Here is a 20,015-nt window from a genome sequence, read left to right on the forward strand (position 1 = left end):
TCGCCTGAATCGGTAAGCCTGAGCTTCATTCGGTTGGCGTATCGTCGACCGGCGCGGGCGGAATTACAGCGTCCTGCGGAACAACAGGATTAGGATTGGCATCCTCGACGGGCACAGCCGCCTCATCGGTCACGGTATCGACATCATTGGTCTCACCGTTAATTTCACCCGTTGTTTCATTCGCCTGTTCCCCGACAACCTCAGCGGAAGGGACAGTACCTGCCTCGCCCACAGGGTCGGAGGAGACAAAGGCCCAAATCGCCAATGCGAGAACAACGGCAGCGAGAACGGCAATCAACGTTATATTTGTATTTTTGCGAGGAGGCTGTTCGCCAGTCCTCAAGTCGGGTTTTGTAGAATTCATCATTTCCTCAATCTGCTCCAGCGAGCCATTGTCCTTTACGCACCTTACAAGGTTGGCGTGGACACTTACCGTTTCCGCAGATTCAACGATTGCCTCTCAAAATGGTTCAATTTTATTTCCATACCGTGAATAAATTGTCATGGCGGCTGTTACGGCGACCGCTTTGCTGAATTAGTCCTGCTTTAGTGGCAGTTTTGCGGCTCAGCGAAGATGCAGGAAAAAGCAGGTAGCGGCTTCCTTCAATCCAGTTGTATTGTGACAGGAGCTTCGGTCGAATTGACGGTATAGGCAGCACCAATAAGCTGTGATGCGTGCGCCCCCTCCTCGGCAAGCTTTTAAGCGGCCGTATCCCCAAAGGGAGTATTCATGATCTCTGGCGCGCCGTATTTAACGATAACCTCTTTCAAGCTCTCAACATAAAAACTGGCGTCTAGTGTGTTGGGCAGCCGCCACCCTTCTCATGCATTTACAATGCGTCAACGGGCAGTGGATTAATCTCATTCATCAATTCCGGCGCCTCCCCATTCGCACTACTGTCACTACATGCAGGAATGACCGTTTAACCTGAGCAGCTGACATTGCCCGGTAAGACCTGAATGGATCTCTGTAGATCATCATTTTGCTGCCACCGGCGCGCATCGCCTCTCGAAACGTTGCTGCGCAATACAGTGCCGATAATAGTTCTGATCTTGTGATAAAAAATCATTCTTGGCTACCAAGTTTGTGAACCTTCGCGTGAAGCTCTTTGACCTCAATTTCGTAGTATTCAACGCAGCTGACCTTATCGGAAAACGTGCCTGTCTACCCATCAATCGCTTGCCTTTCCACGTCCTCTCCAGCGCCGGGTCAGCCTTGTGCTGGTATGAAACCCCTTGCGCTATGCGGTCTCCGCGCAGCGCCTCAATTGCCAACATAGCTTTAAACTTGTCTGCAAAGCAGCGCCTCCTTGTCGTTTGTGCATGCTATCGTCATGGTTGGATCCATCTTAACGCGCTGTCTGTTTACACAGGACCACTTCATTCAGACGCTGCAAGACTTTGTCCGTCAGGGAGCGTGCGATTGCTGCCAATCACTACGGATATTTGAGCTTGTTGCAGATCAGCTTGGAAAAGGCGCCATGCTAGCACCGCTGGGAGTTACCATTAAGCACAAGTTCACCCGCCGAAATGAACCATAACTCCCAATTCGGTCCAATTCACAATGGCAAGCGGTGGGCCCCGACATGCACAAAAACTACTAATATATCTATAAACTTAGTATGAACTGGCGGAGGTTCAGTCCACCCCATTGCTGTGAGAAAATAATGTTGTGAGAAACTAAAAATACCTCATTAAATCTGATGCCTATACTATGAAATATAAAAAATTGAGTAGCAAAACGGGCAGGTCCTAGTATCCTAATTTACTAGCTTGAAGACCTAGATTGCGCGCTCTTTTCCTGCATTTCCAAATATTCAATTTGAACCATCGTTTATTCCATGGAAGTGTAGCCATGTGGAGTAGCGCCCTTAAAATAGTCAATGAGGGGTTTAAAGGCCGATAATAGTGTCTTTGATTGTAAGCGACTGATCTGAATCAGGAGCATTCGGCTTCATGTCCGGTATTATTTGGCAGTATCGGTTTACTCACTTTATAATTCTGGGCTCATATATGAGCCGGAGCAAACCATCGAACTGATCCGCCAGTGTCAATTTGACCGAACCAACGCAGGCAGTCGAACACGCATAATCCAACGACGACGACTCGATTGACATTCAATCGCGTCAAAAAAGGAGATCCATGACCATATACGCAAAAATGAGAATATCGAACCCCGCTCCCTACTTCGACACACCAGATCAAGTGCTTTGTGACGACAAGCTCAGCAGTTTCGACAAGGAAAAGGTCCTGAGATCCATGGCACTTGATGCTGATCAGATGGTAGAGGCGACGGCTGAGGGGATGGCTGTTGGCAAACTAGCGTACAATGCCAAGGATCTTCAGTCAGCCCTAATCCAGCTCGAAAAAGTGAAAGCACTTGAGGCTGCTGACGCCTCGGCTCTGAAAACCGCCCGTTTTCAGCGAGTTATTGTCGTAACGACGGTGGATCAGGATTTGAACCGCGAAATCGCAGATGTCGCTTATGGTATGGCAGAAGATGTTGGCGGGAAAGTATATTTGCTTAATGTTGTCCCGTCAGATTTCGACGGAACCGGATTGGCAGCTGCAGGACCAATGGTTACCGCCATACCGAATGTCACCTCCGATACCACTCAGATCATCGACGACCGCAGGCTACAACTCTCAGCGTTAAATCTTGAATGTGGCTCAAGCGTAGAGACCGAGATCGAGGTACGCTGCGGTCAAATCGAACAGGTGATCGTCGACTATGCTGCCGAGTGCAACGCAGATGTCATTATAGTTGGCTCGCCTAACCGGTCTTGGCTCGAAGCATTGCTCGACCCTTCTGTTGCCCGCAAAGTCACCAAATCAGCACCATGTCCTGTTTTGGTTGTTCCTGAACCGGCATAGCCCCTTTGCTTTCCACTTTACCCAAGGTTTGCCTGACCGCAGTGCAGCCTTGTAACCATATACATTAAGGAGACTGATCGATGGCCAGATTGGCAAAGGCAACTATTCAAGCAACGAAAACACCTCAAAAAGAGACCCCGCTGGAAAAAACGACGCGCATATCAAGGAGAATGAACAATGACGAAGCGGAGGTACGTCACGTCAAAACTGCGCGGCTACGAAAAGCCCGTTTTGAAAGTGCCGCGGCTACCCCGGATGAGCTTATTGCGGGAACATCGAACGCAGAGGGTAAAAAGCGATAGTTAAATCTGTGCTTTACCTGAACTCTTACGCCAAGGTCCGCTTGGCGTAAGGCTCACTGAGTTTCTTCAGTTCGCTTATTGAGTTGGTCAAGTTTTTCAAACGCACCTTTGAGTATTCGTCTCAGCTTTTTAATCCCGCCCAAAGCATCATTCGCAAACAAGGGCCGCTCAAAAATGTCGGCACATGGCGCGCTGCTTTCCTTTCGCCACCAATAAACCAGACAATCGATGCATTCAGCAAACCTGCGGGAATTAGGATGTAGTCGGCTGGGGATATCACAATCTGTATCTCAGATTTCATCTGTGTTGACCCCGACAACAGACTTTTCGGCAAAACCGCCTACAGTTAGAGCGTCAGCATTTTATGCTGGTGAAATCCGATCAGCAAACGTGGTAACGGTTTCGGCAGGGCAATCACTTTTCTCGAGCGTTGTGGCCCACATAAGGTCTTCATTCAGTCTTCTTGATAGTATTAATTCCTCTCGTAGGGTCCAAAACGGAAGCAAAAACTACAAAGCCAGCGTTGCTCTATTTTCCGTTTCAGATCACCGAGAGGCAGGCACATTCAGCATGATGGTTGATCCGCTGAGACGTGCTTCCCGCCACAAGCGCACCGACAACACCCAAACCGCGACGCCCCGTTACGATCAGATCAGCACTACCGTTCTTCGCGTAGTGCATAATGTTATCAGCAGGATCACCTTGACCAAGGTGCGCTCCCGTAACGGTACACTTCAACTTCTCGACAATCGATGTACCGGAATTTAATATCATTTCGCCTGCTGTCTTTACCTCTTCGGCAGACGGCATTGTTGTGACAGCGTGATACCCGGCAACAGCACCCATTGCAAAGGCAACAGGTTGGGGTTGCGGTGTGTGTACAAGATGTAATTCCGAACCGTATTTCAGGGCCAAGTCACAGGCGACCCGAAGCGCCTTTTCAGATGTGTCCGAGCCATCGAGGCCAACTACAATTCTTTTAAACATACCGTTTCCCTACGCGTTTGAGCTGGAAAAACAGTATCAGCAAGCTGGCGGACGACACTAACATGCATCAGGATTATGCGGCTACTCCCTATCGCTCAGTGAATTACTGGTAGAAATGCGTGTCAGAAATCCGCCAATGCGGCTTTTTGAGTTCTTGTCCGGAAAGGAGCGGGCTATTCATTCTGCGCGAGGTACTGAATATGGTTTGCGCTCCTCGGGCAGACAGGGCGACCATGTCGCGGCTTGCTCAAAATTGCGTGGGATCGACGCATTTAGTCCACGCCATATTCCAGCATCTTCTCGAGCCCTTCGGTCAAAAACTCTCCCACCTCTGGCTGTCCAAGAAAATAGCGGCTCACAGAGCCCGCATGCTGTTGCCGGGCGAGAGCCTTGGTCTGCTCCCATGCCTCGGGTTCCGCATCGCCACGGCCGATCCAGAACAACGCAACAAGACCGTCCTGTTGCTCGTCATTCATACTCTCGATCTCTTGGCGGATTTCATTGCGACTGAGGTCCCCAGCAGTCTCTTGCAGGATTGCGGCAATTGGGTCGTCCGACGCATTGCCGCCAAGGTCAGAAATATCCGTTCCTTCCTTGGCCATCACGGCGTTGAACCGCAACACCAGTTGTTCGATCTCACTACTGTCAAAGGGAAGGGCAGCCATTGGCATCTCCTGTATATATAATCTTCTCGATAGCAGGTCCGTCCCGCATCAGGCTGATTTCGATCAACAAGGGGCACATATTTCTAATAATGATCCCGTTAGTTCGGCCAGCTCCTATAGCTCTCATGAGGCCGCTCACTTGTTCAGACCGGCCAAGTCGGCAAATTATTCCAAACCCATGGGATATTTTTGCTATCCGCCAACTCCAAGCCACAAGTTTATATCTGGCTGAAAAGGGTACCAAGCACCTTCGGCAAAAGATCCGGCAAATCCTCGGCTATAAGGCCCGGGCCGAAAGTCCGCGCTGCTTCACCATGCAACCAAACTGCGGCGGCAGCGGCCAGAAAGGGCTCCATCCCCTGTGCAAGGAGGCCCAGAATAATTCCGGCAAGGACATCGCCAGACCCTGCGGTTGCCAGAGTCGGCGGCGCATTGGAGTTAATAATGGCGCGTCCATCAGGGGCCGCAATGACCGTATCCGCACCTTTCAGCACAATGACCGCGCCGCTTCGCCTTGCTGCTGCACGCGTACGCAGAAGCTTGTCACCGCAAGGGTCGAACAGGCGCGCGAACTCTCCGTTATGAGGTGTCAGTACGCAGGGGCCGGAGATAGAAGCCATCAGCGTCTCCGGGTCGCTCTGAAACGAGGTGAGCGCATCGGCGTCCAGCACTGTCGGGCGGCCAGTCGCGAGCATTGCAAGCACGCTTTCGCGGGTCTGCTCCCCAACTCCGGCACCCGGCCCGATCAGCAGACCTGTGATGCGTTCGTCAGCGAGCAGTTTTACAAAACTAGCTTGATCACCAAGTGGCTGCACCATGATGCTGGTAAGCGCAGTTGCGTAGACCCCCAGCGCGACCTCGGGACACGTGACAGTGGTCAGTCCGGCACCCGCCCGCGCCGCGCCCCGCGCGGCGAGGCGGGCGGCACCGGTCATCCGGTAGCCACCCCAGACCAGCGCATGCCCACGGGTGAACTTGTTGCCGTCACCCGACAGTATTGGAAAATGACCCCGCCACAGGATCGGATCATTTTCAAAGGTCTGAGGCGAAATCATGTCCAGAACCGAAGGCGGTATGCCAATGTCCGCAACCACCACCTTGCCGCAGAAATGGCGAGCAGGCAAAAGAAGATGCCCCGGCTTTTTGCGGAAAAAGGTAACGGTGAGCTTGGCTGCAACTGCCCCTGACGCCTCTCCGCTGTCCGCAATCACACCGCTTGGCACGTCGATGGCGATGATCGGCGCAGTCCGGGCCGCAATGGCCAGCAATTCCGCTACTGGCCCGTCAAGCGCGCGGCTCAACCCCGCGCCAAAGATCGCGTCCACAATCAGGTCCGCACTGTCCAGAACAGCAGGCGTCAGAGGCGCTGTTAGACCGGACCACAACCGCGCATGATGCGCCGCCGCTCCCTTCAGACGGTCGCGAGGCCCCAGCACACCAACCTGCACATCCCACCCTGCGTCAGCCAGATGGCGCGCTACAACAAAACCGTCACCGCCATTGTTGCCCGGTCCACACAAAACCGCCACGCGGCACGGCGGCCACGCCTTGATGATCTCACGGGCAACCGATGCCCCTGCCCTTTCCATCAAGACCTCTTCCGCCGTGCCCGCAGCAATCGTCAGCCTGTCGGCCTCGGTCATTTGGTTTACAGTCAACAGAGCGCTTTGCGTGTCCAGCATGGGATCATGCCTGCTTCATAGCGGCACTGATCCGGCTTTGCAGATCGGCAGGCAGCGCGTCTATGGCGCGGGCCATAATGGCTGCATCCTGCCGCGCTGCGTGAAGCTGGTCAATCAATGAGACCACGATGCCCATCGCTGTTTCGTCCAGATCGAAATCTTCGGAAAGGTCGCACAGAAGCTCCAGCCGCGCGATGTCGATGCTGCGAAACACATAGCCGCGAGGCGCAGGCTCTGGCCTGACCAGATCTATTTCTATGAACCGGACAAGTCGGCTGCGGGTGAGGCGCGTCACCGTGGTGATGACGTCGTCTTCGGAATACCGGTCGGTCATGTTGCCGCTCCCTTCATCAGATCGGCGCGCGGATCAAAGGCGTGGCTTTTGCGCCAGTCCGTCAAGAACTCCTTCAGGCCCACATCGGTTTCCTTTGGCACCATGATTTTCAGTTCAACCTTTTGATCGCCTTTGGTCTTGCGCCCAGCGCGCCCGACACCGCGACCACGAAGGCGCAGAACCCTGCCAGAGCTTGCACCCGCAGGGATCATCAGCCCGACGGGACCATCGATGGTGGGCACCGTCACCTTGCCCCCTAGAATAGCCTCATCGAAAGTGATTGGCAGCACCAGCTCAATGTCGTCACCCACCCGCCGGAATAGGCCATGCGAATGAACCATCACTGTCACCAAAGCATCCCCCGCTGGCCCGCCGCCATATCCAGGGCCGCCCTTGCCCCGCAGCCGAAGGGTCTGACCGTCCTCAAGACCCTGCGGGATTTTGACCGCAAGATTTGCACCATCTGGCAAAGTGATGCGCGTCTCACCTCCACGCACCGCATCGAGAAACGATACTTGAAGTGTATAGCGCGCATCGGGACCTGCAGCTGAGAAGCCCCTGCTGCCATATTCTGATCCCGCCCCACCTCGCGTGCGGTTGCGCAGAATTTCGGCAAAGATATCCGCAGGATCACCGCCGCCCTCAAACCCGCGCCGCTGCTGGTAGGAATTGTCGGGGGCATCCGCAAAATCGCGGTAATACTGCCGCTGGGGCCGCTCCGCGCCCAGCCCATCAATCTCGCCCGCGTCATATCGCGCGCGGGTTTCGGGATCCTTCAATATCTCGTAGGCAGCAGAAATAGCCTTGAACCGGTCTTCCGCTGCCCGATCATCAGGGTGCAAATCGGGATGAGAGCTACGCACCAGCTTGCGGTATGCCTTCTTGATCTCGTCTGCCTTAGCGGATTTGGTCAGGCCAAGGGCCTCATAGGGATCGCTGTTCATATCGGGCCTTTTTGCATTTATCGGTTCGAGCCTTTTCGAAATAGCCCCATAAACCTCGGTGTAATACTCTACCTTTTTCCGGTCGTTGTCGCTGATCTATATCAATTTAAAGCGTAACTCAGTGGTCCAGTTTGCAGTGAAAGCCTAAATTTATCCAGATTCCCCGCTTGGTCTCACCAGGAACCTCTGCAGTTCAAACACTGTTCGCAAGAAAAAGGTGACTGCCAGACGGACAAAACCAGCAAAGATGCGGGAATATCCAAAAACTGGGTCGAAGGGCCCAATGCAGCCAGGCATCCCGCTCCGGCATTGGGAGCCACACCTGCAATGGCCATCCAAGCGCATGCAAAGCCACCCATCGGCTATGGATCTGGAGCCTAGGCGGATTGCTGGCGCGCGATCAGGCGCTTGGGGCGAATATCCCCTGCAACCTACTGGAGAGCGTTGCGCACGTTGTGCAGTCTGCAGCCGAAGAGGTGACGCAAATGACAGCCCTGCTAAATGCTTCGCAGATAAAGTTGGGCGATTATAAACTTAGTGCAACGATGGAAGGCACTATTATGACGCTGTACGTCGATCCGGCCAAAGTGTCGGGCCTTCGAACGTGTTGATGACCCTCGCCGATCTGTCGCATCTGGAAGTGGAGACAGATTGGGACGAGGCCTTTGTCACGCAGATCCGCTTGGGCCAGCACGCAGTGCTGCAACTGGCAGGCAAGACGACCCTGCGGGATAGCCGCTTCAGCAGTGTATCCCAGCGGGTGGACAAAAGATCGGAGTGCTGGCAGGAAAGCTGGCGTTTGATGCGCCTGTTACTGCGCCTGTTGGTATGACAGTCAGCGCAAACATCATCGTCGACAGCCTAACCCTGCCCCGCACAGCCACGTTGGCAGTTTCTTGGACATGTGCGCCGTTGATCGAGGCGGTGCCAGGTGTCAAAGGCGTTTCACCCCAGATCACCGGGGACCGGGTTTGTGATGCGCGGCGCGCAGGTTGCACAGGTCGCCATCACGGGGGTGGAGGCAGGGCGTGAATCCACAATCCTCGATCTGGAGGGATATATGGCCGAGGGGCCTGCGCGGATAGGCTCGGGGCTGGTGGTGTCGGGGGCAATCGCTGGCGGAAGAACTGTCGCGGCGGCTGGGGCAGACGGTGCGGGTACAATCCTCCGCAGGTGTGTCGATGGTGCTGACGCACACCGGGATATTCAAGACAGGCAATGGCATGCTGGACGCCAGCAGCCTTTATGTCGGTCTTGCAACTGCCCGCACACTTTTCGCTCTGCCCCAAGGTGTGCCGCGGATCGAGATCAATCTGACCGATCTGAACGCCGCCGATGCGACCACCCTGCGCATACAGGCGCTGACTGGCTTTGATACTGTTCCGTGGACAGACGGAGCCGAGCAGTTGATGGATGCCTTGAACGCGTAGGCGCAGACCGGATATTTCCTCAAGACCTTTGCTCTCATTACCATCATAATCGGTGTCACCTCTGCGCTTTTGCTTTCCGCCTACCGCCACCGACCGGAGATTGGGATCATGCGGGCAATGGGCGCGGGGCGCGGCTTCGTCATCTTTGTCTTTTTGACCCAAGGCGCGTTGATCGGTCTGATGGGCGGGCTCACAGGTGCCGGTCTGGGCAATCTGGCACTGCTGCCGTTCCCGTCGCGCGCCGCGTTTGTGTCCGGCACCCTGCCTCTGGAGATCGCCCAAGGGTCGTACGGGCTTGCGATAATCCTGACCGTGATCGGCGCGATACCGGCGTCCATCCTAACAGCACGACCGAAAGCGAGGGTAGATCCTGTGGCGGCGATCGGGCAATGAGCAGCCGTCTGTTGCAGGTTACTGATCTGGTCAAGACTTACGGGAAGGGCTAAGCTGCGAAACGGGTGATGCGCGATCTGTCTCTGAACCTTGAAACTGGAGAGATAGCCGCTCTGCTGGGCCTGTCAGGTTCGGGCAAAAGCACGCTGATGCAGCCGACTTCGGGCAGCTACATGATGCCGGGGCAGGATCTGGTCGCCGCAACGGATGCAGAGCTGACCGAGTTTCGCAGCCTGCACATCAGTTTTGTGTTCCAGTTCCACAATCTTCTGCCGGATCTCACAGCCCTTGAAAACGTGATCTTTCCCACTGCGGTGAAAGAAGGACGCGAGACCGCCGCTACCCGCGCACGAGGGCGCGACCTGCTCACCCGAATGGGGTTGGCCGAGCGGATCGATTGTCCTTTCACCAACCTGTCGGGCGGCCAAAAGCAGCGCATCGCGGTGGCACGCACACTCATAAACCGCCCCGAATTGGTCCTTGCGGACGAGCCTACCGCCAACCTCGACCGCGCCTCCGCCATGCAGGTGATGGAGCTGATCGGGCAGATCAACCGCGATGAAGGCACGGCTTTCCTTATCTCGACCCATGACAAAAAAATCGCAAGCCTGTGTCAGCGCCAGATCGTGTTAGTCGATGGCGTCGCGTCTGGATGACGCGCACAGTGTCTTGTCTGGTTGACGCGCAAAGGGTCGTGACGGGGTAGCGAGCGCCCGAATTTTGCGTGTCGACGGTCAGGGATGTTCCCACGTCGTGCGAAAAGATGCCTAGTCTAATCTAGGTTAGTGACCGCCTGCCTTCATGGCCCTATTATCTACATGTGATCTGGGCCTCGTACCGCAGATGCCCCTTCATATCCGCTGCCGGACCTGATCCGGCAAGTGACTAGTAGCCTTTTTCAAAATATTTTCACGGCTTAGGCCTTTGCTTGATCTCTAGCGAAATCTGCATTTGTCCACGGGCCTCATAAATAGATCTTCAGAAAAGGAGTTTGTCATGACTGACGATAAAGTTGAAAAACCGACCGTCGCCAATGAAACCGTCGCACCGTTTAACTGTGCTGACACCACGAACAATGTTTTTAGGAAACCGCGTCAAATGACGTATATACGGCCTGTGAAAACCTATCTGACAGACGATGAGTACGATGAGATGTTCAACAATGTCCCTGTTTAACAAGGTGCCTGTTTGAAAACACTATGCTAAACGACATACCCGAAACCGTAAAGCATCTGAGCACTTACGGGCTCCAAGCTTCATTCCATTAACTGGGTATGGCGGGCTTCAGCCGCTATGGCATCAGCCTGACCGCATACCCGGAAGTGCCGGAAGAAAAGCTGAAGCATGGTTCCAAGCGTGTAACCAATCTACAGGATGATCCCGATGCACCACGCGCCGCCTTTGTATAGAGGAAGCGATTTTGGGCGACGCTCTTTTAGTAGCGTCCGCCGTTGTTCTTTTAGTAGCGTCCGCAGTTGTGGTGACACCGAGGTTCATAGCCGCAAGTTCTGCAGCGGTCTCCATCGCAGTTTTTTTCAATCGCGGTATCTTGCTGTGGGTACGGCTATTACCGAAACGATCAGGATCCGCCTGCCATAAAAATCATGACGAGTCACTCGGGACGCAATGTGCATGTTCACCCGTGAAGTGAATGAGGCTGACAACAACTCAATAGAAGCCGACGGCCCGAATGAACAGATCGGCACTGTGATCCCGCCCGAACGCAGCAATCGCCAAACTACGCACTGATCTCGCGTCGAACCTCTGCCTCAAAAACCGCCCGTAAGGTGCAAACGCCTCGAAGGGTATCCGCACTTCTGTCCAAATGGCTGACGCCTCGAAGGACGCCTGGTAGAATTGCCACGGCAGCAGCGTCTGGGTCGTCCGCAAGTGGACGAAATAGGTTTGATCGTTGCCGCGTACACTCAATATTACCCCCTGCGCAGTCGGAGCCAAAGGCGTTTCAAGCTTGGCGCGGGCCTGAATGAATCCGCCCCGATTGGCGGTGCTCACCTCACCTGCCAGACGCAGTACAGGCTGGTTGTCCATCTGTTCAAAACTGGCACGGCCCTCAGAGACACCGCCCATCACCTGGTCACTGAAATACTCCCAGCGGGATTGGTCCGACACAGAAATCGCGATCATGCCATCCCCGGCATGGGATTGCGCTGGCACGATCAAGATAGCGGCCAACATCCAACGGCGCAGTTTTTTCAGCATCAAGAGGTTCTCCTTATTTTACAAAATTAGGCGGGACAAAACCAAATTCAAATTTCCCGATGCTGGCCAGAAACATCTCACTTACGTGGCTACACTTTAAAACGGCCCACGGGACTGCTGCAGATCAATCCAGCAGCACCTCTATCCTGCTACTTCGGAGACAACCGCTGGAGACCCCTAAAGCCCGATGAACTTTTCCCTAGTCAAATACTGGAGACACTCATGACCACAAGCACCGACAAACATCCGTTCGCACCCGGTATCCGGCGCGACCACAACGTGATGGTCGCCCTTGGTATCTTGATGATCGTTGCGGGGTTCGCGGCCATTGCATTTCCCTTCTTCAGCAGCCTTGGTGTTGTCTGGGTGGCAGGTGTAATGCTGATCATTGCCGGTATCGCGCAAGGCTTCAGCGCATTCAGTTTCCCGAAAGGGGGCGGTGTTTTTCTCGGGCTCGTCGTCGCATCCCTATGGCTGATTGCAGGCTTCTATCTCCTGATGCAACCGCTGGAAGGGGTGTTCATCCTGACCGTGGTCGTCGCCGTCGTCTTTGTCTCCGAAGGGTTCATCAAGACCATCCTTTCTTTGCAGATGCGTCCCCTTGCAGGATCAGGATGGCTGCTTTTCAATGGCGTTGTCTCTGTCCTCTTTGGCCTGATGCTCTGGGCACAACTGCCGTCATCCGCCCTTTGGGCGCTCGGCACACTTACGGGAATGAGCATCATGATTTCGGGCTGGACGCTTGTGATGATTCCCATCGCCCTGAGCAAAATGAGACGAAACCAGACATCGCAAGAACAACCTCTTTAAAACGAAAATCTGATCTGAATATCGCACTCCAGATTTGGAGGCAGTCGTTTTTCAGGCAAAGACAAAGCCCGAGCACGACACTGATGTCAAAGCGTGGAGCACCTTAGATTCGGACCTCGGTGCTGAATGGCAGGGAATTAAGTACGCCGTTGAGACCTATTGGAAAGCTGCCGGTGATAAATCCAACGACAAGTCGGTGCCCTATGCGGAAAGCTTCATGGCTCGGGCTGACGCACGACAAAAAGTACCGGCAGAAAAGGCAAGCCAGATCACGTAGACCGCCCAGATATTCCAGAAAGACCCCAAGACAGAGGGTGTAGCAGTGGTTGCACAGGCCGAACTTATCACTCTGGGTGCCGGCGCAAAATTGGACGGCATCAACACTGCGGGCGAGAGGCCCTAGTCAGTGACCCGGTCGGTTTTGATGGAATCCCGCGCTGCCTTGGATACCACAAAGCCGAAAGCGCAGGCGGCGTTTTAGCTGCGGTGCAGAACGGCAAACCGACCTAGCGTCCGCTGACTATATTGACCCTCAAATGCTTCCACCAAGCAAACGATTGATTGATGTGCTATAGTAGTATGGTCGGATTCCCGTGGTGTAGGCCGTCCGTCAGAGTGAGGCTTATGTCCATCGAAATCATTTTTCAAATCCTGTTCAGCGCGTATCTCGTCCTCGTGACGGTCTTTTTGATCTCGGAAAACCGCGCGCCAAAATCAACTTTTGCGTGGATGCTGCTATTTATCATTTTGCCGATTTTCGGATTGGTCATCTATCTGTTCGTAGGCCGCGGTTACCAAACGTTTGCGCGCCACCTTCATCTCAAACAGCAAGGTTCCACAGCAGATATTCGCGCCGTATTACAGGACGCAAGCGCCCAGCATGACGCGGCCCTTGCTCTGATGGAAAAGGAACAGTCTTTGGCAGCAAGGGTGGCGACACTGGTTAATTCAAACGCGAGCTCACGTATTACCACATCTAACCGGATCGCCGTTCTTCAGGATGCTGAGGCGACATATCCGGTGCTTGTCGCGGCGATGGAGCAGGCCAAATCGTCAATCCATTTGAGTTTCTACATCTTGAACGATGACGTGTTCGGTAACGAGGTACTGACAGTGCTGATCAGGAAGGCATCCCAAGGGTTACACGTCCGTATTCTCTTCGACCCGATCGGCAGCTTCAGAGGTCTGAGCCAGCGATACCTGCGCAACGCACGTGCCGCAGGTATCGAGATACACCCCTCTCCGTCGCTGTGGCAGGTGCAAGCGATTTCCTACCGCAACCACCGCAAGATTGCCGTGATCGACGGCAGCATAGGCTTTACCGGCGGCCTGAACATCGGAGACGAATACCTTGATCCCCCGAAAGGATTCGACCGCTGGCGCGACACACATGTCCGGCTGACCGGCAGCGCCGTGTGGTCGCTGCAGGCGATATTCCTGACCGAATGGGAAAATGCTACGGGCGAAATCCTTGATCCAGCCCACCTTTTCCCTGCAGTCTCACCACCTGATCGCACGGCCAACTTGCCCGTCCAGATCTGCCTGTCCGGCCCCGATACCTCATCTGCAGCAATCCGCCAGCTGTATTTCGAGCTGATCGTATCTGCCAAGTCGCAGGTACTGATCCAGTCGCCCTTCTTTATTCTGGACGAGACTTTGGCCGAAGCACTCAAACTCAAGGCGCTCTCGGGGGTCGATGTACAGGTAATGATTTCTCCCAACGGCCCAAGACAGTTTTTACCGTTCTGGGCGGCGAACACTTATGCCCTTGATGTCGCGCGAGCAGGGGTAAAAGTGCACCATTACACCGCAGGGTTTATGCACGCCAAGACAGTTTGTGTAGACGGTGAAATCAGCTCGATCGGATCGGCAAATTGGGACATCCGGTCCTTCAGCATCAACTATGAGTTAACGGCTGTAATCTATGACGGCGACGTATCACAACAGCTCGTCGAGGCCTTCGGGCGTGATCTGGTAGACTGCAGGCCTTTTGACGTAGAGCGGTATCAGTCTCTTGGGCACCTACTGCGGTTCCGCGACAGCGTTGCCAGGCTGGCGTCACCTTTGCTCTAAAGGAATGTAAATGTCGCGCTGACTGGCAAATGGTCCGATGCCTGCCGCGCTAAAGCGGTGCTATAGACCTGTGCGTCCAGCAGCTTCAATCCGCGCGTATGAAAAATTCGGTCAAACCGGATCATCGGCCAGCGCGTTGGAAATGTGGGGCCGCAGACGACTTCGTCTAGATGCGCATGGAGGGGAGAAAGGCTTGGTGGTGCCGAGCCCGCCGCGTTTAAATCCCCTGCCAACACGGTGGGACAAGCGGGATTGACGCAACCGGCCAGAAGCTGCGCCTGCCGCTTGCGCTGTGCAGGAACGAGGCCCAGGTGCGACTGGATCAAATCAAGCTTGCGGTGGCCCAAGCTGAGACGGGAGACGACCGCACCGCGTGGCTCCAACCCCGGCAGGGTGATTGGCTCTACTGAGTTCACCTCGACTCCAGCGCGCACCAGTAGCATGTTCCCATGCCAGCCCAGCCCGGGATCTTGGGGAGCAACGTCTATGACAGTGAGGCCTGTCTGATCAAATAGATCCGCAGAGGAGAAGATGGCGCGGCGGCCTTTGAACCTCAGATCGCCTTCTTGCAGTATAACTATGTCCGCCGACAATGCATTGAGCACTTCGACGATACGTTGGGGATTGCGTTTGCCATCGCGCCCGATTGCTTTGCGGATATTGTAGCTGGCAAAAGTGAATTGATCATTCAACATGGCGAAAGGTCTTGTCTGTCTTGCACAAAAATAAAAGGCTGGTGTTGGTTCTGCTGGCCACCAGTCAAATAAGAGCCAAGAAGAAAGGCTGCACCAGAGGGGCCCCTGCTTGATGCCCGCGGCGTGAGTTTAGATGCCGTATGAGCGACATCGACGGAAAAATATGTCCTTTTATCGACACCAACAAGCTGACTGCCAGAAGCGCAAACCCATTCCAGAGGACAGTAACGCCAGCGCTGTCCCGCCCCCCTTTCAGAGAGTCAAAAAAGCATAAGCAGTAAGGAACCTCAAACCCCGACGACTGTCTATACAACCGGTCAAACCAAAGAGCGCCTGCATCAATCACATAGACGCGGCGTCCAACGCGCCCTTTTCAAGTGCGCGCTGTTTATCTTGGTGGAACGAACTCAACACCGCGACATCGCAGCAAAGGCTTCGCCAAGTCGCGGCATATCTATCCGCAACGCGGCCAGTCGCTGACATACGATTTCGAACTCATTTGTAGTCGCACCGCTGGTGGTTTTTACTGATCCCTGCCATTGAAAGCTCCGCATTATTTAACTGAAAAAATTGGCACCTTGGCTGTGTAGCGGGCGTGAGCGCCAAAACCTATACGCGTACCGCGTCCGAGATCTTCTCGGTGGTATGGCCATCGAAAGCCTCGTCTGAGGCGTCCGCTTCGGTCTTGGTTTTCTGGACCAACTTATCACGGTGATGGGAGGGGCCGTAGATCGTATAGACCTTGAGCGGCTGATGGCCTGTGCAAATCAGATTGTGATGCGACCCTGCAGGTACCACAATTCCGCTGCCTGACTTTATTTTGTGCGCCTTACCGTCGATCACGACCCGCCCTTCCCCGTCCTCAATGCGAAAGAACTGGTCGGTGTCGGCATGGATTTCACCACCGATCTCCTGTCCGGGCTCAAGTGACATCAAAACCAGTTGAAGCTTTGACCCTGAATAGAGAACGCGGCGGAAATCCGTGTTTTCTTCCGTCAGTTCCTCAATATCTGCGACAAATCCGATCATAATAACCCCCTGAAACAGCTTCGCCTCCGTTGGCGATATACTGGCATCTGACGCTAAAATCACCGCGCGCGCATTGATCTATGTCAGCACGAGGGGCTGACATAGATCAATACATGCTCTTTCTTCGCAGCGTAGGACAGGATCAGGACATCGCCAAATCATCCGCCCGGAGGATCATCAAACCATGCGAACTACAGACACCCCGCTGCACGATGAACCTAAGGCAGTTGGGTTTATCCACGCCGTAAGGGGTGCGGTGGTGGATATTGTGTTCCCAGACGCCGACCTGCCACCGATCAATTCCGCATTGACTGTGGAATGGGATCTTCCAACACCTCTGATCCTTGAGGTTCACAGCCATCTTGACCTTACCACACTGCGCGCTGTGGCATTCCAGTCCACCGTTGGGCTTGCGCGCGGTGTTACCGTGCGCGCTACAGGCGGGCCGGTCTGTGTTCCGGTGGGCAAGGCAGTACTGGGCCGCCTTCTGGATGTTGTAGGCGATACGCAGGACAATGGCCCACCGCTGCCCAGCGATACGCCGCGCAGATCAATTCATGCCACACCACCCCCACTGAAGGACCAGACCCGCACCACAGATGTTTTCGAGACGGGTATCAAAGTGATTGATCTGCTGACGCCCATGGCCCAGGGCGGCAAGGCCGCGATGTTCGGCGGTGCCGGTGTGGGCAAGACTGTTCTGGTGATGGAGTTGATTCGCGCCATGGTAGAGAAATACGATGGCATCTCGGTCTTTGCCGGCGTCGGAGAACGTTCCCGCGAGGGGCATGAGCTTTTGACCGAAATGCAAAGTTCAGGCGTGCTGCCGCGCACAGTGCTGGTCTACGGCCAGATGAACGAGCCGCCCGGCGCACGGTGGCGCGCTCCGCTGACAGCCCTCACCATTTCCGAATATTTCCGCGACCAGAAGCATCAAAATGTGCTGCTGTTGATGGACAATGTCTTCCGCTTTGTACAGGCGGGCGCGGAAGTCTCGAGCTTGCTTGGCCGTCTGCCCTCTCGTGTCGGGTACCAGCCGACATTGGCAACAGAGGTCGCGGGGCTCCAAGAACGCATCGCCTCCGTTGCAGGATCGGCGGTAACAGCAATTCAGGCGGTCTATGTCCCCGCCGATGATTTCACCGATCCGGCCGTTACAACGATCTCCAGCCATATGGACTGCGTCATTGTTCTGAGCCGCGCACAAGCTGCCGAAGGTTTCTATCCCGCGATTGACCCGCTCGGCTCGTCGTCCATGCTCCTTGATCCTCTTGTCGTGGGGGAAGATCATTACAAAACTGCCGAGGCTGTCCGGCAAGCTTTGGCGCGGTTCCGCGAATTGACGGACATCATCTCGCTTCTGGGCGTGGAAGAACTTGGCGCTGCCGACCGAGTTATCGTTAAACGCGCGCGACGGTTGCAGCGGTTCCTCACTCAACCATTTATGGTCACTGAAGCCTTTACCGGCATGGCTGGTGCCAGTGTGCCGGTGGCCGATACACTGGCAGGATGCCGCGCCATACTGGACGGTGAGGCCGACGATTGGTCGGAAAGCTCCCTCTATATGGTGGGCACGTTAGAGGATGCGCGCAAGAAAGAGGCGGCTGCAAAAACCGCTACCGCCTCGGAAAAAGAGGCAGCAACATGAGGCTCAGCATCGTGACACCGCTTGATATTATCGTGGATGAGACGATCCATAGTCTTCGTGCAGAAGATGCCAGCGGCAGTTTCGGCATCCTGCCCTACCATGCGCCGTTCCTGACAGCACTTGCGATTTCCATAGTCAGTTGGCGTAGCGAAACGGTGGAACGGTTCTGCGCCGTGCGGGGCGGCGCGTTGACCGTGACGGGCGGCAACATAGCGATTGCAACACGCGAAGCTGTGGTAGGTGACGATCTGGCTAAATTGGACACCGAAGTGCTCGCGCAATTTCAAGCGGATGCAGATGCCGAGCGGGTCGAGCATGTGGAGACATTGCAGCTTCAAATGAACGTTATCCGCCGCATGGTCAGCCAGTTGAGCACCGGTGCAGACGCGGGGAAGTTCAGGTGAGGTCAAAGAACAACCCCGAACCCGAAGATGACCCGCTGATCACCCAGATCCGCCTGCGTCGCGAACGGCGCGATCGCTGGCTGCGGGAGGGCGATATGTCCGTTGGTCGTCGCCTCGCCCAGATTGGCGTTCTAGGCTGGATATTTGTTGCACCAACATTGGCGGGCCTGTTTCTTGGCCGCTGGATCGATGCGCGCTTGGGCAGCGGTATATTCTGGAGCGCCCCGCTCATGGCAATAGGGCTTTGCCTTGGCGGCTGGACAGCATGGAAATGGATGAACGCGCGATGATTGATCTGGCATCCCTTCCACTATTCATTACCCTCACCGCCTGTTTTCTTAGCGGATGGCTCATCGGGTACGCGTATTTCCGCGCCCTGCGAGAGACCACAAGACTGATCGTGAACGAGGGTAAGCCGCTTTTAGCCCTCGCTCTAACCTTGGGCCGGATTTCTCTCCTAATTGCAGGGTTTTATATCGCAGTTCTTGTCGGAGCGCTTGCCTTGCTCGCAACTCTTGGCGGGCTGCTTTGTGCCAAGACGTTGATGCTGCACCGGACGCAGAGGGGCACAATATGAATTCCCCATTGGATTCCATCCCACTGTTTTACCTTGGCCCCGTACCAATCACGCAGGCCGTTCTAACGACATGGGCGATTATGGTGATCCTTGTCACAGGGTCCTATCTACTCACGCGGCGGCTGACCTTTGTTCCGGGCAGGCGGCAGGCCACACTGGAACTCATTGTCGCTACGATGGACACCCAAATCCGCGAGACAAGCGGTGCAGCACCTGCCCCCTACCGCGGCTTTATCGGCACGCTGTTCTTGTTCATCCTCGTGGCCAACTGGGCTTCGCTGATCCCTGGGATCGAGCCGCCAACAGCACAATTGGAGACCGACGCCGCACTTGCCGTACTCGTGTTTCTGTCTGTGATCTGGTTCGGCGTACGTGGCGCAGGTGTGGGCGGCTACCTCAGATCATTTGCTGCGCCTAATGTGATAATGATTCCGCTCAACATGCTTGAGAGCGTCACCCGCGTTTTTTCAATGTTCGTGCGCCTTTTCGGCAATGTTATGAGCGGCGTTTTCATTATTGGCATTGTCGCCTCACTGGCGGGTCTGCTGGTACCGATCCCGCTCATGGCGCTCGATCTGCTGACCGGGCTGGTACAGGCCTATATTTTTGCTGTTCTCGCGATGGTGTTCATATCCTCCACGATCGAGGACGGTCTGCCAGAAGCCAGCGATACCAAACCCAAACCTAAAAAGGATTCCTGATGGATTACGTCCCCCTTGCCAGCATTTTTTGTGCGGCCTTCGCAGTTGCCTTTGGCGCCATCGGCCCCGCCCTCGCCGAAGGCCGTGCTGTTGCGGCTGCAATGGATGCCATCGCACGCCAGCCAGAGGCAGCAAACACAATCTCGCGCACGCTTTTCGTGGGCCTCGCAATGATCGAGACAACTGCGATCTATTGTCTGGTAATCGCGTTGCTGCTGCTGTTCGCCAACCCGATGTTGGGCTGAAT

Annotated in this window: 24 protein-coding genes; 15 read left to right on the top strand and 9 right to left on the bottom strand. The window is 55.0% G+C overall.

The genetic code is table 11. From position 1 onward, the window contains the following. Positions 1-25: 25 nt before the first annotated feature. The gene (locus C8N30_RS16400; protein ID WP_170151184.1) at positions 26-364 is read right to left on the bottom strand and encodes a hypothetical protein; all 339 of its coding nucleotides are present in this window, start codon (positions 362-364) and stop codon (positions 26-28) included. 1,778 nt (positions 365-2,142) lie between these two features. Here C8N30_RS16400 and C8N30_RS16410 point away from each other — a divergent pair. After that, the gene (locus tag C8N30_RS16410; protein WP_025061710.1) at positions 2,143-2,874 is read left to right on the top strand and encodes a universal stress protein; all 732 of its coding nucleotides are present in this window, start codon (positions 2,143-2,145) and stop codon (positions 2,872-2,874) included. Positions 2,875-2,954: 80 nt separating this feature from the next. Then, positions 2,955-3,176, top strand: a complete 222-nt coding sequence (locus C8N30_RS16415; RefSeq protein WP_025061709.1) for a hypothetical protein — start codon at positions 2,955-2,957, stop codon at positions 3,174-3,176. A 540-nt stretch (positions 3,177-3,716) separates the two neighbouring features. On the opposite strand, the gene C8N30_RS16425 is transcribed toward C8N30_RS16415, so the two are convergent. The 5 genes from C8N30_RS16425 to C8N30_RS16445 form a co-directional block, all read right to left on the bottom strand. After that, on the bottom strand, positions 3,717-4,163 hold the full coding sequence (locus C8N30_RS16425) for a universal stress protein (RefSeq protein WP_025061707.1): 447 nt from the start codon (positions 4,161-4,163) through the stop codon (positions 3,717-3,719). Positions 4,164-4,435: 272 nt separating this feature from the next. After that, positions 4,436-4,828, bottom strand: coding sequence for a DUF3775 domain-containing protein (locus tag C8N30_RS16430; RefSeq protein WP_025061706.1), 393 nt, complete (start codon positions 4,826-4,828; stop codon positions 4,436-4,438). 218 nt (positions 4,829-5,046) lie between these two features. Then, positions 5,047-6,510: a bifunctional ADP-dependent NAD(P)H-hydrate dehydratase/NAD(P)H-hydrate epimerase gene (locus tag C8N30_RS16435; RefSeq protein ID WP_025061705.1), complete on the bottom strand. Its 1,464-nt coding sequence runs from the start codon at positions 6,508-6,510 to the stop codon at positions 5,047-5,049. 4 nt (positions 6,511-6,514) lie between these two features. Continuing rightward, a complete protein-coding gene (locus tag C8N30_RS16440; RefSeq protein ID WP_025061704.1) occupies positions 6,515-6,844 on the bottom strand; it encodes a chaperone modulator CbpM in 330 nt (109 codons plus the stop codon). After that, entirely contained in the window at positions 6,841-7,788 is a 948-nt protein-coding gene (locus C8N30_RS16445; RefSeq protein WP_025061703.1) for a DnaJ C-terminal domain-containing protein, read from the bottom strand. The genes C8N30_RS16440 and C8N30_RS16445 overlap by 4 nt, the downstream gene beginning before the upstream one ends. 604 nt (positions 7,789-8,392) lie before the next feature. Here C8N30_RS16445 and C8N30_RS16455 point away from each other — a divergent pair. The 5 genes from C8N30_RS16455 (at position 8,393) to C8N30_RS16470 (ending at position 10,787) form a co-directional block, all read left to right on the top strand. Beyond that, complete coding sequence (locus C8N30_RS16455) at positions 8,393-8,620, top strand: hypothetical protein (RefSeq protein ID WP_147419722.1); 228 nt, start codon at positions 8,393-8,395, stop codon at positions 8,618-8,620. Between the two features lie 319 nt (positions 8,621-8,939). Further along, entirely contained in the window at positions 8,940-9,218 is a 279-nt protein-coding gene (locus C8N30_RS19740; RefSeq protein ID WP_232222797.1) for an ABC transporter permease family protein, read from the top strand. A gap of 69 nt (positions 9,219-9,287) precedes the next feature. Beyond that, entirely contained in the window at positions 9,288-9,611 is a 324-nt protein-coding gene (locus tag C8N30_RS19745; protein WP_322787469.1) for an FtsX-like permease family protein, read from the top strand. 68 nt (positions 9,612-9,679) lie between these two features. Continuing rightward, the gene (locus C8N30_RS16465) at positions 9,680-10,267 is read left to right on the top strand and encodes an ABC transporter ATP-binding protein (RefSeq protein ID WP_232222796.1); all 588 of its coding nucleotides are present in this window, start codon (positions 9,680-9,682) and stop codon (positions 10,265-10,267) included. Positions 10,268-10,607: 340 nt separating this feature from the next. Then, on the top strand, positions 10,608-10,787 hold the full coding sequence (locus C8N30_RS16470) for a hypothetical protein (protein WP_025061697.1): 180 nt from the start codon (positions 10,608-10,610) through the stop codon (positions 10,785-10,787). A gap of 492 nt (positions 10,788-11,279) precedes the next feature. Here C8N30_RS16470 and C8N30_RS16475 read toward each other — a convergent pair whose 3' ends face one another. Continuing rightward, positions 11,280-11,831, bottom strand: a complete 552-nt coding sequence (locus C8N30_RS16475; protein ID WP_025061696.1) for a CIA30 family protein — start codon at positions 11,829-11,831, stop codon at positions 11,280-11,282. Between the two features lie 222 nt (positions 11,832-12,053). On the opposite strand from C8N30_RS16475, the gene C8N30_RS16480 reads away from it, so the two are divergent. Further along, positions 12,054-12,641, top strand: coding sequence for an HdeD family acid-resistance protein (locus tag C8N30_RS16480; RefSeq protein WP_025061695.1), 588 nt, complete (start codon positions 12,054-12,056; stop codon positions 12,639-12,641). 624 nt (positions 12,642-13,265) lie between these two features. Continuing rightward, positions 13,266-14,714, top strand: coding sequence for a cardiolipin synthase (gene cls, locus C8N30_RS16490; RefSeq protein WP_025061693.1), 1,449 nt, complete (start codon positions 13,266-13,268; stop codon positions 14,712-14,714). On the opposite strand, the gene C8N30_RS16495 is transcribed toward cls, so the two are convergent. After that, on the bottom strand, positions 14,711-15,409 hold the full coding sequence (locus tag C8N30_RS16495) for an endonuclease/exonuclease/phosphatase family protein (RefSeq protein WP_025061692.1): 699 nt from the start codon (positions 15,407-15,409) through the stop codon (positions 14,711-14,713). The genes cls and C8N30_RS16495 overlap by 4 nt on opposite strands. A gap of 609 nt (positions 15,410-16,018) precedes the next feature. Next, on the bottom strand, positions 16,019-16,438 hold the full coding sequence (locus C8N30_RS16500; RefSeq protein WP_025061691.1) for a cupin domain-containing protein: 420 nt from the start codon (positions 16,436-16,438) through the stop codon (positions 16,019-16,021). A gap of 184 nt (positions 16,439-16,622) precedes the next feature. Here C8N30_RS16500 and atpD point away from each other — a divergent pair, with 184 nt between their 5' ends. The 6 genes from atpD to C8N30_RS16530 are packed head-to-tail and all read left to right on the top strand — an operon-like array spanning position 16,623 to position 20,013. Further along, a complete protein-coding gene (gene atpD / locus C8N30_RS16505; protein WP_025061690.1) occupies positions 16,623-18,086 on the top strand; it encodes a F0F1 ATP synthase subunit beta in 1,464 nt (487 codons plus the stop codon). Next, positions 18,083-18,490 (top strand): ATP synthase F0F1 subunit epsilon, encoded by a 408-nt coding sequence (locus C8N30_RS16510; protein ID WP_025061689.1) that lies wholly within the window; start codon positions 18,083-18,085, stop codon positions 18,488-18,490. The genes atpD and C8N30_RS16510 overlap by 4 nt, the downstream gene beginning before the upstream one ends. Next, positions 18,487-18,780, top strand: coding sequence for an AtpZ/AtpI family protein (locus tag C8N30_RS16515; protein WP_025061688.1), 294 nt, complete (start codon positions 18,487-18,489; stop codon positions 18,778-18,780). The genes C8N30_RS16510 and C8N30_RS16515 overlap by 4 nt, the downstream gene beginning before the upstream one ends. Continuing rightward, on the top strand, positions 18,756-19,067 hold the full coding sequence (locus C8N30_RS16520) for an N-ATPase subunit AtpR (RefSeq protein WP_084273558.1): 312 nt from the start codon (positions 18,756-18,758) through the stop codon (positions 19,065-19,067). Before C8N30_RS16515 ends, C8N30_RS16520 begins: the two co-directional genes overlap by 25 nt. Continuing rightward, the gene (locus C8N30_RS16525; RefSeq protein ID WP_025061686.1) at positions 19,064-19,768 is read left to right on the top strand and encodes a F0F1 ATP synthase subunit A; all 705 of its coding nucleotides are present in this window, start codon (positions 19,064-19,066) and stop codon (positions 19,766-19,768) included. Before C8N30_RS16520 ends, C8N30_RS16525 begins: the two co-directional genes overlap by 4 nt. Continuing rightward, positions 19,768-20,013 (top strand): F0F1 ATP synthase subunit C, encoded by a 246-nt coding sequence (locus tag C8N30_RS16530; protein ID WP_025061685.1) that lies wholly within the window; start codon positions 19,768-19,770, stop codon positions 20,011-20,013. The genes C8N30_RS16525 and C8N30_RS16530 overlap by 1 nt, the downstream gene beginning before the upstream one ends. Positions 20,014-20,015 lie beyond the last annotated feature (2 nt).

The organism is Sulfitobacter guttiformis (genome assembly GCF_003610455.1).
GTDB classification, from domain to species: Bacteria; Pseudomonadota; Alphaproteobacteria; order Rhodobacterales; family Rhodobacteraceae; genus Sulfitobacter; species Sulfitobacter guttiformis.